This window comes from Microbacterium sp., from assembly GCF_036823965.1.
GTDB lineage: Bacteria > Actinomycetota > Actinomycetes > Actinomycetales > Microbacteriaceae > Microbacterium.
Map to the genome: position 1 here is coordinate 207629 of NZ_DAITBE010000001.1, position 12757 is coordinate 220385.

11 protein-coding genes are annotated in these 12757 nt (G+C 70.9%); 4 read left to right on the plus strand and 7 right to left on the minus strand.

Annotated features, from left to right (window positions below; all coding sequences use genetic code 11):
- Positions 1-25 precede the first annotated feature (25 nt).
- Both V7Z82_RS00965 and V7Z82_RS00970 read left to right on the plus strand, forming a co-directional pair.
- Complete coding sequence (locus V7Z82_RS00965) at positions 26-3148, plus strand: glycosyltransferase (RefSeq protein WP_334147045.1); 3123 nt, start codon at positions 26-28, stop codon at positions 3146-3148.
- The gene (locus V7Z82_RS00970; RefSeq protein WP_334147046.1) at positions 3145-4527 is read left to right on the plus strand and encodes a DUF5719 family protein; all 1383 of its coding nucleotides are present in this window, start codon (positions 3145-3147) and stop codon (positions 4525-4527) included. Before V7Z82_RS00965 ends, V7Z82_RS00970 begins: the two co-directional genes overlap by 4 nt.
- A gap of 44 nt (positions 4528-4571) precedes the next feature.
- On the opposite strand, the gene V7Z82_RS00975 is transcribed toward V7Z82_RS00970, so the two are convergent.
- Positions 4572-5000: a hypothetical protein gene (locus V7Z82_RS00975; RefSeq protein ID WP_334147047.1), complete on the minus strand. Its 429-nt coding sequence runs from the start codon at positions 4998-5000 to the stop codon at positions 4572-4574.
- Positions 5001-5080: 80 nt separating this feature from the next.
- Here V7Z82_RS00975 and V7Z82_RS00980 point away from each other — a divergent pair, with 80 nt between their 5' ends.
- Complete coding sequence (locus V7Z82_RS00980; RefSeq protein WP_045280651.1) at positions 5081-5287, plus strand: DUF3499 family protein; 207 nt, start codon at positions 5081-5083, stop codon at positions 5285-5287.
- Between the two features lie 22 nt (positions 5288-5309).
- Here the strand turns inward: V7Z82_RS00980 and V7Z82_RS00985 are convergent, their stop codons facing one another.
- Entirely contained in the window at positions 5310-6119 is an 810-nt protein-coding gene (locus V7Z82_RS00985; protein ID WP_334147049.1) for an RDD family protein, read from the minus strand.
- A 16-nt stretch (positions 6120-6135) separates the two neighbouring features.
- On the opposite strand from V7Z82_RS00985, the gene V7Z82_RS00990 reads away from it, so the two are divergent.
- On the plus strand, positions 6136-7128 hold the full coding sequence (locus V7Z82_RS00990) for a stage II sporulation protein M (RefSeq protein WP_334148304.1): 993 nt from the start codon (positions 6136-6138) through the stop codon (positions 7126-7128).
- 22 nt (positions 7129-7150) lie between these two features.
- Here V7Z82_RS00990 and V7Z82_RS00995 read toward each other — a convergent pair whose 3' ends face one another.
- From V7Z82_RS00995 to V7Z82_RS01015, 5 genes are all read right to left on the minus strand, one after another.
- The gene (locus V7Z82_RS00995; RefSeq protein ID WP_334147051.1) at positions 7151-8458 is read right to left on the minus strand and encodes a DUF58 domain-containing protein; all 1308 of its coding nucleotides are present in this window, start codon (positions 8456-8458) and stop codon (positions 7151-7153) included.
- Positions 8459-9382: an AAA family ATPase gene (locus tag V7Z82_RS01000; protein ID WP_334148306.1), complete on the minus strand. Its 924-nt coding sequence runs from the start codon at positions 9380-9382 to the stop codon at positions 8459-8461.
- 99 nt (positions 9383-9481) lie between these two features.
- Positions 9482-10666: a DUF4350 domain-containing protein gene (locus V7Z82_RS01005; RefSeq protein WP_334147053.1), complete on the minus strand. Its 1185-nt coding sequence runs from the start codon at positions 10664-10666 to the stop codon at positions 9482-9484.
- Positions 10663-11304 (minus strand): DUF4129 domain-containing protein, encoded by a 642-nt coding sequence (locus tag V7Z82_RS01010; protein WP_334147055.1) that lies wholly within the window; start codon positions 11302-11304, stop codon positions 10663-10665. The genes V7Z82_RS01005 and V7Z82_RS01010 overlap by 4 nt, the downstream gene beginning before the upstream one ends.
- Positions 11301-12755, minus strand: coding sequence for a glycerophosphoryl diester phosphodiesterase membrane domain-containing protein (locus V7Z82_RS01015; protein WP_334147057.1), 1455 nt, complete (start codon positions 12753-12755; stop codon positions 11301-11303). Before V7Z82_RS01015 ends, V7Z82_RS01010 begins: the two co-directional genes overlap by 4 nt.
- Between the last annotated feature and the right edge of the window lie 2 nt (positions 12756-12757).

The window sequence follows — 12757 nt, forward strand, 5'->3', positions numbered from 1 at the left end:
TCGGCGCGCATAGGCTGACGAGGTCATGCCAGCCCGAGTTCACGCCATCATCGTCGCGCGCCCCGGATCATCGGCCCGCGCGCAGCTGCTCCGCACACTCGACGCGGTGCGGTCTCAGACCACACCCCCCGCCGCCGTCACGCTCGTGATGTGCGGCGATGCGGCGTCTGCGCGGGAGAGCGAAGCCGTCGCCCGCACGGTCGAGGGGATCATCGAAGCCAGGGCGACCACGTCGTTCGCCGAAGCCGTCGAGCTCGCGAGACCGCGGGTGGCCGAGGGCTCAGCCGTCTGGCTGCTCGCGCACGACACAGCGCCGCATCCGCGTGCGCTCGAGCGTCTCAACGGGATGCTCGAGCGGTCGCCGTCCGCGGCCATCAGTGCTCCCAAGCTCGTCGCCACCGACAACGACCGCGAGATCGTCTCGCTCGGTGTCACCATGACCACGCTCGGCCGTTCCGTGGAATTGGCGGCGGGTGAACTCGACCAGGGCCAGCACGACGGCGTCGACGATGTGCTCGGATCGGATATCCGCGGCATCCTCATCCGCAGCGAGGTGCGCGATGCGCTCCGCCCCGATCCTGCCCTCGCCGGTGCCGACGAGGGCCTCGACCTCGGGGTGCGCGCGCGACTGGGCGGTGGCCGAGTCGTCCTGTCTCCCGCCGCACGCATCTCGGTCTCGCCGGACGGTCCTGCCGCGCTGCCCACCGGTCGCACCAGACGCGCGTTCGTCACCAGACTCGCTCAACTGCACCGCAGGCTCGCCTACGCGCCGGCCGCCGCGCTCGTTCTCCACTGGCTCTCCCTCATCCCGCTCGCGCTCTGGCGTTCGATCACGCACCTGATCGGCAAGCGCCCCGAGGCGGTGCTGCCCGAGTGGGGCGCCGCTCTGACCGCCATGGTGCGCTTCGGCGCGATCGCACGGTCTCGGCGGAGCATCCGCGCCTTCCGAACCACATCCTGGGCGAGCATCACTCCACTGCGGATCACTGCATCCGCGCTCCGGCGGCGCCTCGACGACGGACACGGCAGCGAAGGCGGCGCGGTCAGCGAACTGCGCTTCTTCTCAGGCGGTGGAGCATGGGCGGTGCTGGGCGCGCTCGTCGTCAGCGTCGCCTCGTTCACGATGGTGCTGGCCTGGCCGACGCTCGGCGGCGGTGGCCTGCTGCCGCTTCGCGACACGGTCGCCGCGCTCTGGAGCGACGCGGCCTGGGGACTGCGCGGCGTCGGAGTCGGCGTCGTCGGTCCTGCGGATCCGTTCGCGGCTGTGATCGCGGTGCTCGGCAGCCTGTGGCCGGCCGGGCCATCCTTCTCGCTCGTGCTCCTCTGGGTGCTCGCGCTGCCGCTCGCCGTGCTCGGCGGATGGTTCGCGGCGACCAGGGTGACCGACCGTGCGGGGCTCCGCATCTTCGCCGGAGTGGCGTGGGCGCTCGCACCGACCTTCCTGACGGCACTCGTCGAGGGACGACCGGCCGCCGTCCTGCTGCACCTGCTGCTGCCGTGGCTGTTCCATGCCGCCGTTGTCGCGCACCGGTCATGGGGAGCCGCAGGCGCGGCATCCCTGCTCCTCGCTGCCGTCGCCGCGTGTGCGCCGTCGCTCGCCCCGGCTCTCATCCTGCTGTGGGTGGTCGCGCTGGGGATCACGCTCGGCACGGCGCAGTTCCGCGGCGCCGGTCGGCTGCTCTGGCTGCCGATTCCCGCCGTGGTCATGTTCGCGCCGCTGGTGGTCTGGCAGCTCGTGCACGGAACCCCGCTCGCGCTGCTCGGCGATCCTGGGCTGATCTGGACCGGAGCGCAGGCGACCGCGGATGCCGCCGGCAGACTCGCGATCGCGACAGGCTTCCCGAGCACTGATCTGGCCGGCTGGACGACCTTCGCCGCACTCCCGCTGGGTGTGTGGGCCGCGGTGCTGTGCGCGCCGCTCGCGCTGCTTGCGCTCGCCTCGGCCGTCGCGCCCCGCTGGCGTGCCGGTATCACCCTGCTCGTCGTCGCGCTCGCCGGACTCGCCACCGCCTTCGTGGTCGTCGGCATCACCGTGAGCTTCACGCAGGGCACTCCGGTGCCGATCTGGCCGGGCACCGGCCTCAGCCTCGCCTGGGCCGGGGTGGTCGGCGCTGCGCTCGTGACACTCGACACGGCGTTGACCCTGCCGAGGATCCGCGTCGTCGCCACCGCGGTCGCCTCCGTCGCGCTCGTGATCCTCGCAGTGCCCTCCCTCACGGCGTTCCATCTCGGCGAGACGGCGCTTCGCAACGGTCCGCAGTCGACGCTGCCCGCGTATGTGGCGGCCCAAGCCGCAGCGGATCGCGACCTGGCCACGCTCGTGCTCACCCCGCAGAACGACGGCGGACTCGCGGTGGACGTCGTGTGGGGCGGCAGCGAGACGCTCGGCGCCCAGACGACCATGCTGACGACCGCGACCGACCTCCAGGGCGCCGACCTCACCGCCCTGTCGGTCGACCTGCTGTCGGCGCGCGTGTTCGACGCCCCAGGCGACCTGGCCGCGCACGGCATCAGCTACGTCCTGCTCGCGCAGCAGAGCGAAGGCGAGGGCGACAAGGCCCGGGCGCTCCGGACGACGGCGACGGCGTCGATCGATCAGCGCGCCGGCTTCGTGCATGCGGGGACGACGGATCGCGGGGTGCTCTGGAGCGTCGACACGGAGATCGCTGCACCCGCTGCGATGACCGGCACGCAGCAGGGAGCCGCTCGCCTCGCGATCACCCTGCAGCTGCTCGTGGTGTTCGCCGCGCTGCTGCTCTCGATCCCGACCAGGGCCTCGCGACGTGCCGCTCGCGCACAGTCGCGCATCGTCGGTCAGGTTCCGCAGGAGCTGATCGTGCTGCCCCGGCGCCTCGATGACGTCGATGACGGGCAGGACGAGGAACTCGACGCGGTGGCGATGGAGGACACGGACGAGCAGCGGCCGATCGGGGAGCCCTCGGTCGACGAGCCGCTCGTCGAGGACCGGTCCGATGCAGAGGACACGGAGACGCCGGATCACGACGGTTCGATCGCCGATGCGAACGCGTCCGATCAGCGCACAGCGGATTCCGCTGAGCCGGATGCCGCCGAGCCTGACGTCGTTGAACCGGATTCCGCCGAACAGGATGCCCCCGAAGAACGCCGCGACACGGAGGACCAGCGATGAGCGCCAACCGAGCCGTCCGCGTCGTGGCCACCGGCGCCCGTCTGGTGACCGGAGCCGTCGTCGCGGTCGCGTGCGCCGCCGGCGTGGTCGCAGCGATCCATGCGCCATGGCCACAGGTGAGCCATGAACCGGCGCAGGTCGAGGTGACGCCGCTCGCCGGCGACAGCTCCCTCGTCTGCAACGGCGACCTGCGTGCGATCGGCAGGGACTCCTCCGACCCGCTGGCCATGCGCTCGGCCGGGGCCACCGACCTCATCGATGGGTCGACGACATCACCGCTCACGCGAAGCCCGATCAGGGTGGCCGATGTGGTGGATGCCGGTGAGGCCGCAGTGCTGACCGGCGCGGTCTCCGAGCGCACGGCTCCGCTGATCGCCGCGACCGAGTCGATCACCGTCTCGGCTGACGATCTCAGCGGCTTCGCCGCCATTCCCTGCGGCACCCCGCGGCTGGAGTCCTGGCTCGTCGGCGGCAGCGTCGCCACCGGGACGTCGGACATCATCGTGCTCACGAACGCGTCGGAGGTGCCGGCGACCGTCACGCTGTCGGTCTACGGCGAGAGCCGCAGCACGCGAACCGTCATCGTGCCGGCGACCACGCAGGTCTCGCTCGCCCTCACCTCGGTCGCGGCGGGGAGCACGGCTCCGGTCGTGCAGGTGACCTCAGACGGAGCACCGGTGCGCGCCGTGCTGCAGTCCTCGCTCGTGCGAACCCTCGATCCTGCAGGCGTTGACCTGCAGGATGCCGTGGCCGGACCGCAGCAGAACCCGGTGATCGCCGGCGTCCAGGCGTTCGCGGGCGACGGGGACGACGCCGACATGACGGTTCTGCGACTGCTGTCGCCGCAGACGGCGACACAGGCACGCGTGGTCGTCCGAGCGGCGGGTTCGTCGGCGACGGTCAACGAGTTCACCGTCGACCTGGCGGCTGACCTCCCGGCCGATGTCTCGCTGAGCGGGCTCACGCCCGGCTCGTACACGCTCGAGATCGATGCTGACGCCCCTGTGCTCTCGGCAGTGCGGCAGCAGGACGGGCTCGGACGCGGCACCGACTTCGCATGGGTGACCCCGGCTCCGGAGATCGACGCCGATGCGCTGTTCGCCGTTCCAGCGGGCCCGACCTCGGTGCTGCATCTGATGAACACGACGGATGCCGACGTCACGGTGACGGTGTCCTCCGAGGACGGCAGCTCGCCCACCGAGGTCACGGTGGCATCGGGCCGGTCGCTCGACGTGCCGGTCGAGCCGAGGTCGAGTTACCTGCTGAAGACGAGCGGCACGGTCCATGCAGCCGTCACGATGGCTGCGGGCGGCGCGCTCGCAGGCTGGCCGGTGCAGCCGAGCCCAGGAGCTGCGCAGAGCATCACCGTCTACCCCTGACCAGGAGCCGGGCGGTCGGCCGGCACCCGCCCGGTCGCCGGCGCTCAGTGCTCGTGGCCGAGATCCCAGGGTTCGCGACCGACGTACTCCGCCGCCGCGCGGAAGACGGCGCTCTCGATCGCCATCCGACGGTGCGCCGCATCGTCGTGCCCGGGCGGCAGGAGGCGCTCGATCGGCAGACGGAACAGCACGATCCGTGCGTTCGTGCGGTCCAGGTACCAGCGCGGCACGTCCTCGGCGGCGTCGAAACCAGGCATCGCGCCGATCTCGAATCGTACTTCCTGCAGCTCCGGCCAGGTACCGCGCAGGAACTCCACGGCGGTGCCGACCGTCAGATCGAAGCGATCGATACGGCCGTCGAGCGGCGCGAGCGGCGGGCGGACCACTTCACTGCGCCCCAGTCGTCCGTGGCGTCCGTGACGTGCGCCGCGCCGAGGAGCGGCGGATGCGTGTGCACTGCGTCGACGGGGCATGTCAGAAGTCTAGGCGGTGCTCTCCGCCAACGCGGCGCGGCACCGCTGCTCCGCGATCGACCGGACGTACGCTGACGGTGATGGACGGACGACTCTGCTCGAAGGTGGGCTGCGCACGCGAAGCGGTGGCGACCCTGACCTACGACTACGGTGACCAGATGGCCGCGCTCGGACCGCTCGGCCTTGCGCAGCATCCGAACGCGCACGACCTGTGCTCCCCGCACGCGGATCGACTCTCGGTGCCGGCCGGGTGGCTCGTGGTGCGGCACGAGGCGCTCCGCGCCTGACGCGCTCGACTCGGGCGGGAGCTCAGACTCCGACCCGGCGCCCTGTCAGCCTCTCGGCGCGACGATCGGCGTTCTCGAGCGCGCGACGCTCCCGCTCCCGTCGCAGCACCGTGATCGCGACGAGCACCTCCTCCGGTGCCGCAGTCGGCATCGGCGACACGAACGGTGCGGCTTCGCTCAGAAGATCCTGCGCGACTCTCGCACGGGCTGCGGGAACCATGCGCGGTGCGGTCTGCAGGAACTGTGAGATCCGGCGCGCCAGGCGGTCGGGCATCCGTGCGACGTCCGCGATCTGCGCCCATCCGGTCAGCTGGAACGGGAGCTGCGGTGCGTGCGTCACGAGCGCCGGGGTGCGGACGCGTTGGCTGTAGGTGCCGGCCACCAGGTCGCCGAGGCGCTGCGACCGCGAGTTGAACGCCCCGGTGAGCACCGCGAGACCCCCGACGGTCATATAGATCTCCAGCACTCCGAGCAGTGCACGGATGAAGGCGTGGCGGAAGCCTGCGGCACCGCCGTCGACGCGGACGATGCGTCCGCCGACTGCCAGCTTGCCGAGGCTGCGACCCTTCAGTGCGACCTCCATGGTGATCGGCAGCACCACGAAGCTCACGACGATCGCCGCCACGGTGGCGATCCGATCGGTCGCCTCGGTGAGGACACCGATGTCGAGCAGCCAGATGCGCAGGAAGATCCACAGGATGAACACGGCGAAGCCGAGCAGCATGTCGATCAGTGCACCGAGCGCCCGCAGCACGAAGCCGATCGGCTGCACGTCGATCGCGACGGCTTCCCCGGAGAGCACCTCGTCGGCGGTATCGATCGGCGTGGACATGAGTACAGTAAATCAGGTGGATGCCGATGCGTTGTCTGATGCACGTCGCGCCGAATGGCAGCGGCTGGAAGAGCTCAGCCGCGCCCGGCTCGACGGCGACGGCGTCGATGAGCTCATCGTCCGGTATCGAGCGGCATCCGCTGATCTCGCGGAGCTGAAGACCTCGGTGGGGGATTCCCCGCAGGGCGCGTACCTGTCCACGATCCTCGTTCGGGCTCGGCTGCGGCTCACCGGCGCCTCGGACAACATCCTCACGCAGACCGCGCGCTTCTTCTCGTTGCAGCTCCCGGCGGCGCTCTACCGGCTGCGCTGGCTCACGCTCGTCATCGCGCTCTCCTTCATCGCAGTGGTGGTGGGCACCGCGGCGTGGATCTCGAACGACCCGGCGCTGATGGCGACCCTCGGTCCGCCGGACGCGCTGCAGCAGTACGCCGATGAGAGCTTCACCGGGTACTACACCGAGAATCCGGCAGCGGAGTTCATGGGCATGGTCTGGACCAACAACGCCTGGATCGCGATGCAGTGCGTGCTATTCGGCGTGACCGGTATCTGGCCGATCTACATGCTCGTGCAGAATGCGATGGGGCTCGGCACCTCGGCCGCCGTGATGGCGGCATACGACAAAGCCGACATCATGGTGCTCTACATCCTGCCGCACGGGATGCTCGAGATGACGTGCATCTTCGTCGCAGCAGCAGCCGGACTCCGCGTCTTCTGGGCCTGGGTCGCACCGGGCCATCGCACCAGGGGAGAGGCGCTCGCGATCGAGGGCCGCGCCCTCGCCACGGTCGCGATCGGTCTCGTGTTCGCACTCCTCCTCGCCGGGCTCGTCGAGGGCTTCGTGACCGGGTGGGCACTGCCGTGGCCGGTGAAGATCGGAATCGGCGCCGCAGCGCTGGCAGTCTTCCTCATCTACATGGTCGTGATCGGCGGCCGCGCGCATCGTCGCGGCGAGACCGGTGACCTGGTGGAGTACGAGGCCGGCACGCCGCGACTGGTCGCGGGCTGAGCCCGGGGTCGATCGTGGCCGCCTACAGGCGGCCCGCCGCCTTGAGCTCCAGGTACCGATCCGCGATCCGGGGTGGCAGCTCCTCTGGATCCGCCGCGATCGCCTCGCCGCCGGCACGACGGATGGCGTCGGCGACGTTCTCCGCGTCGCGCATCGTGCGCTCGGCGGCAGCGGCGAGGTAGATCTCCTCGCGAGACCCCCGCTGCTGCGCGAGCGAGGCGATGCCGTCGTCGGTCACGGAGCCGACGAGCACCGTCGTCGCGCGCGATGCGTCGGGGAACGCCCCGAGGAATCCGCGCGCTGACTCAGCCGCATCCTGCGCGGTGAGCACGACGATCAGCGATGGGCGCGTGGTCAGTGTGCGCACGGCCGCGAAGGCGCCGTGCCAGTCGGTGTCCACGAGACGCGCATGCACCGGCGCCATGGCATCGGTGAGCGCCGGCAGCAGTGCGGCGCCATCGACGCCGGTCACCCGTCCGCGGACCACGCGGTCGTACATGAGCAGATGCACGTGGTCGCCCGCCCTGCTGGCGAGGGCCGCGAGCAGCAGTGCCGCCTCGAGTGAGGCATCGACGCGGGTGCCGTCGCCGACGCGCGCCGCCGCTGTGCGTCCGGTGTCGATGATGATCACCACATGCCGGTCGCGCTCAGGGCGCCAGGTGCGCAGCATCGTGGTGCCGGCCCGCGCCGTGGCACGCCAGTCGATGGACCGGACGTCATCGCCGCGCACGTACTCGCGCAGCGAGTCGAACTCGGTTCCCTGTCCGCGGACCTGGATGCTCGTGTTGCCGTCGAGCTCGCGCAGCCGTGCCAGGCGCGATGGCAGATGCTTCCTCGACGAGAATGCGGGCAGCACCCGGATCGCGTCGCGCACACTGTGCCGCGCCTGCCGACCGGCGAGCCCCATCGGACCGCGCGAGCGGATCATGACGAACTCGCTCACCAGCTCGCCGCGCCGACGCGGCAGCAGCGGGATCGACACCCTGGCGCGCTCACCGGTCGGGATCGTGAGACGCTGCCGTTCCCCGCTCGCACCTGCTGTCGGCTGCCACGCGTCCCGGAGCAGCGCGTGCAGCGTGCGTGCGCCGTGGTTGTGCACCGCGACGCTCACCGGCACCGGCTCACCGAGCCGTGTGCGGGCGGGCACACGGCGGCTCACCGTCACGGTACGCGGACTCGCCGCGAAGGCGACGTCGATCGCGACCAGCAGGGCGCAGAGCGCGATCCAGGCGCCGAGCACCGCGTACGCCGGAGAGCCCGCGAGCCCGGCGAGGACGAGCGGGACGACGCCGACGGCGACGACGATGGCGAGACGGCCGGTGATGAACACCTAGATCGGCACCCTGGTCTGCTGCACGACCGAGGTCAGCACGGCATCCGCCGAGACGCCCTCCATCTGCGCGTCGGGGCGCAGCTGCAGCCGGTGCCGCCAGACAGGCACCAGCATGGTCTGCACGTGATCGGGGGTCACCGCGGAGGATGCATTGAGCCAGGCCCAGGCCTTGGCGGCGGCGAGCAGGCCGGTGGACGCACGCGGACTGGCGCCGAGTTCCACCGACGGCGACTGGCGCGTCGCGCGAGCGAGGTCGACCACGTAGCCGAGCACGTCGTCGGTGACCTCCACTCGAGCCGCGGCCAACTGCGCCGCACGGATCTCGTCGGCGGTGACGACGGCCTCGACGCCGGTCAGCTCGCGCGGCGAGAATCCCTCGGCGTGTCGGCGGAGCACCGAGACCTCGGCATCGCGCTCCGGCATCCCCACGACGAGCTTCATCAGGAAGCGATCGAGCTGCGCCTCCGGCAGCGAGTACGTGCCCTCATGCTCGATGGGGTTCTGGGTCGCAGCGACCAGGAACGTATCGGGAAGGGCCCGGCTGACGCCGTCCGCCGAGACCTGGCGCTCTTCCATGGCCTCCAGCAGCGCCGCCTGCGTCTTCGGCGGGGTTCGGTTGATCTCATCGGCGAGCAGGATGTTGGTGAACACCGGACCTGCGCGGAAGTCGAACTCACCGGTCCTGGCGTCGTACACGAGCGAGCCGGTGACGTCGCCTGGCATCAGGTCCGGCGTGAACTGCACGCGCTTCGTGTCGAGTCCGAGCGCGCGTGCGAAGGAGCGCACGACGAGGGTCTTGGCGACCCCGGGAACGCCCTCCAACAGCACGTGTCCTCGCGCGAGCAGCGACACCAGCAGTCCGGTGACGGTGCCTGCCTGGCCGATGACTGCCTTGTCGACCTCGGTGCGCACTCGGTGCATCGCCTGACGCAGCGCAGCGTCGTCGGCGGGGGTGTTCTCAGCGGTCACGTGGTGCCCTCGGCTTCCATCTGGGTTGGTGGAGTGTCGGTCGGATACGGATCATGCGGTGCCCCCTGCTCGCGGCCTGCCGTCGTCGACGGCGCGTTCGAGCTCGCTGAGGCGCCTCGCCAGTTCGATCAGGCTCGGGTCGTCGTGCGGGAGCGGGCCGGCGAGCAGCGACTGCAGGGTGCCGCGGGGGACACGGAGGCGGTCGGCTGCCGCATCGGCGACCTCGTCGGCGTTCGCGTGCACGGCCAGCCCGAGCGCCCTGGCGAGCCGACGCTGCGCGCCGTCACGCAGGGCCTGCGCAGCATGTGCCGAGTCACCGGCCTTCGCGGTGAGGCGCGCACGACCGTGCATCGTCTCGGAGGCCCGGACGGTGACCGGCAGCGTCTCGGCGACGAGTGGGCCGAACCGCTGTCCTCGCCAGATCGCGGCGGCGATGCCGGACAACAGCAGCAGCAGGATCGCGGGCGTGAGCCAGGGGGGAGTGAGCGATCCGAGGGTGTCGACGGATTCGCCCTCGATGTCGGAGTCGGCGAAGCTCGGCACGTACCACACCACCCGGTCGTTCTGACCGAGCACTGCGAGTGCGAGTGCGGCGTTGCCGTTCTCGGCGAGGTAGGCGTTCGAGAACAGCTTGGCGCCCTCGACGACGACCCGGCGTCCGCCCTCGCGCTCGTCGACCAGCACCGCTGCACCGTCGGCGTCGCCGTAGCACGCGGTGACCCCGTCTGCGGGGGAGAAGAGGCGGTCCGGTCGGATCGTCCCGACCTTCGCGAACTCCGGGACGTCGCACTCCGCCGTCGCGGAATCCGAGCTGCCAGGTGCATCGTCGCCGATGTCGAGGAGATCGAGGAGCCTGCTGCTCGATGAGAGGAAGACGAGATCCTCGGCTGGCTCGATCAGCTCCTCGAGCGCCTCGTCGGAGAGGGAGAACGGGTTGGCCATCACGAGCGTCGAGTCGGCGTCGATCGCGGCGCGAGCGTCCGCACGGGAGCGGAACACCTCGACCTCGACGCCCTGATCCCGCAGGATCTCGGCCAGCGCGAGAGCCCCTGCATCGTTCCGGCCTTCCGGGTCGAGGCCGCCGCGCCCGCCGGGCGCTGCCGCGCTCACGCGCATCGCGATGAACGCCACCCCCACGACGAGCGCTGCGACGATGAGCCAGCCGATCAGGGTGCGGAGGCGCCGAGGTCGACGCTCGGCGGTCGACGGCGGGGTTCCTGCTTCGAGGACGCTCATGCGAGTGCCGCTTCGGGGCGACGTGCTCGCAGCCGATCATCGGTGGCGGCGATCTCGCGATAGGTCTGCTCAGTCGCCGGATGCCGGAGGTAGCGGACGTCGTCGAATGCCGTCGCCGCGCTCCGCATCGCCGCCGCCTCGTCGCCGAAGACTCCGGCAGCCTCGCGAGCGATGGACTGCGCGGTGGCTCCGGGGGCCGGGTCGATGAGGTCTCGCTCGAGCAGACTCCGGGCGACCGCACGGAAGCGCAGGATCGTCGCGGCGTCCCAGTCGCCGTCGCGCGCGCTCCGTTCCGCATCCGAGCGCAGCTGCGCCGCCGTGCGGTCGTCGCTGGCTCCGAGGAGGTCGCCCCCGCGGCGACGGACGGCACTGGCACCGCGCGGTCGGCCCCAGATGATCAGTGCGGCGATCAGGGCAGCGACGATGATGACGCTCACGATGATCAACGCCGACGGCCCGACGTTCGCGCCGTTGTCAGACGTGAACAGGTCGCCGAGGAAGCGGCCGATATCGCGCGCGACCATGTCGAACCAGGTCGGCTTCGCATCGGCGTAGCGAGGGTTCGACAGCTCTTCCTCCGCCCAGCGCCGAGCCTCGTCCCCGTCAGGGACGTCGAGATCGTCGAGCCATCGGATCATGCAGAGCCATCACCGTTCGATGCGCCAGGCGCCGTCCATCCGTCGGATCCCGGAGGTGCCGACGGGCTGGCGGGGGGCACCGCGGGCTGCACGGGTGGTGACATCGGCGGGACGGCGGCGCTCGGGGCAGGAGGGGGAGCCGGGGCGAAGGCGGGCGGCTGCGGGGCCGCGGCATACGGCGGCGTTCCCTGGTACGGCTGTCCTTGGGACGGCTGCCCCTGGTACGGCTGCCCCTGGTACGGCTGTCCCTGGTACGGCGTTCCTTGGGACGGCTGTCCCTGGTACGGCTGTCCGGGAGAGGGCTGGCCTGGATACGGCTGGGGGGAGCCGTAGCCGGCGGTAATCATCACGTGCTCGGGCACCTGCTTGGGCGGCGGGGCGCTCGTGACGGCGCGGGTCGGGTCGACCGCGTAGGGGTCGCCGAGCTGCTCCTCGGAGGCTCCGAGATCGCGCCGCTCGACGTAGGAGATGAGCGACTGGTCGAGACCCTCGTACCGCATGCGGCAGTCGAGGTAGACGAGTGCGGATCCGGTGCTCTGCACCACGAGGGTGATGGCCTGCAGCACCAGGAGCAGGATCTGCGGCGCGACGAGGGTGAAGACGTAGGTGATGATCGCCGTCGGCTCCGGCGAACCGGTCGGGGCGACGACCGAGCCCACCAGCGTGCTGAGCAGCGAGACCGGGATGGACACGACGTTCATCGCGAGACCCATGATCGCGCCGATCAGGAATGTCACGCCCCACGCGACCCAGAAGCGGCCCCGTGTGAGCCGCCAGGACCGCACGAGCGCCTCGCGGAAGCGCGCGTGCTCGAGCACGAGGATCGAGGGCACCAGCAGGAGCTTGGTGGACAGCCAGACGACGAGCGGGATGCTGGCGAGTGCGATCAGGAACACGATGAGCACCAGGAGCCCGATGAGTTCGGGGGTGCCGCCGACGCCGCCGGCGACGAAGGCGCCGATGATGAGCGCGACGATCACCAGGAAGCCGAAGATCGCGACGACCGAGAGCGATGCGAACGCCGCCAGCCGCCAGAACGCGGGCGCCATCCGTCGCCACAGCATCCGAAGCGTCGCCTTCACGCCGATCGCCGCGTAGCCGATCTCGGCCGCGACCACGCCCTGCATCATCGCGGTGAAGGCGATCGAGGCGATGCCGACGACGAGCCCTGCCACGATGTTGATCGCGATCGTTCCGGCGAGCACCGCCTCGAAGTCTGGGGAGCTCGGCGGGACCGTCTCCAGCCGCGAGAACGTCGTGAACAGCACGACGCCCATCACGCCGGCGGTCGCGAGCACGACCACGAGCTGGATCACCACGGCGAAGCCGAACAGCACCTTGGGATTGTGGCGGAGCGCGGCGAAGGCCTTGCCCAGCAGCATCCCGAACGTCATCGGATGAAGAGGGATGACGCCCTTCTTCGGGGCAGGGGTCCACGTCTGGCCACTCACAG

What these genes read in the sequence shown, in the direction of transcription:
- V7Z82_RS00965 (WP_334147045.1), top strand. Translation starts at nt 26, where the DNA reads ATGCCAGCCCGAGTTCACGCCATCATCGTCGCGCGCCCCGGATCATCG.
- V7Z82_RS00970 (WP_334147046.1), top strand. Translation starts at nt 3,145, where the DNA reads ATGAGCGCCAACCGAGCCGTCCGCGTCGTGGCCACCGGCGCCCGTCTG.
- V7Z82_RS00975 (WP_334147047.1), bottom strand. Translation starts at nt 5,000, where the DNA reads ATGCCCCGTCGACGCAGTGCACACGCATCCGCCGCTCCTCGGCGCGGC.
- V7Z82_RS00980 (WP_045280651.1), top strand. Translation starts at nt 5,081, where the DNA reads ATGGACGGACGACTCTGCTCGAAGGTGGGCTGCGCACGCGAAGCGGTG.
- V7Z82_RS00985 (WP_334147049.1), bottom strand. Translation starts at nt 6,119, where the DNA reads ATGTCCACGCCGATCGATACCGCCGACGAGGTGCTCTCCGGGGAAGCC.
- V7Z82_RS01000 (WP_334148306.1), bottom strand. Translation starts at nt 9,382, where the DNA reads ATGCACCGAGTGCGCACCGAGGTCGACAAGGCAGTCATCGGCCAGGCA.
- V7Z82_RS01005 (WP_334147053.1), bottom strand. Translation starts at nt 10,666, where the DNA reads ATGAGCGTCCTCGAAGCAGGAACCCCGCCGTCGACCGCCGAGCGTCGA.
- V7Z82_RS01010 (WP_334147055.1), bottom strand. Translation starts at nt 11,304, where the DNA reads ATGATCCGATGGCTCGACGATCTCGACGTCCCTGACGGGGACGAGGCT.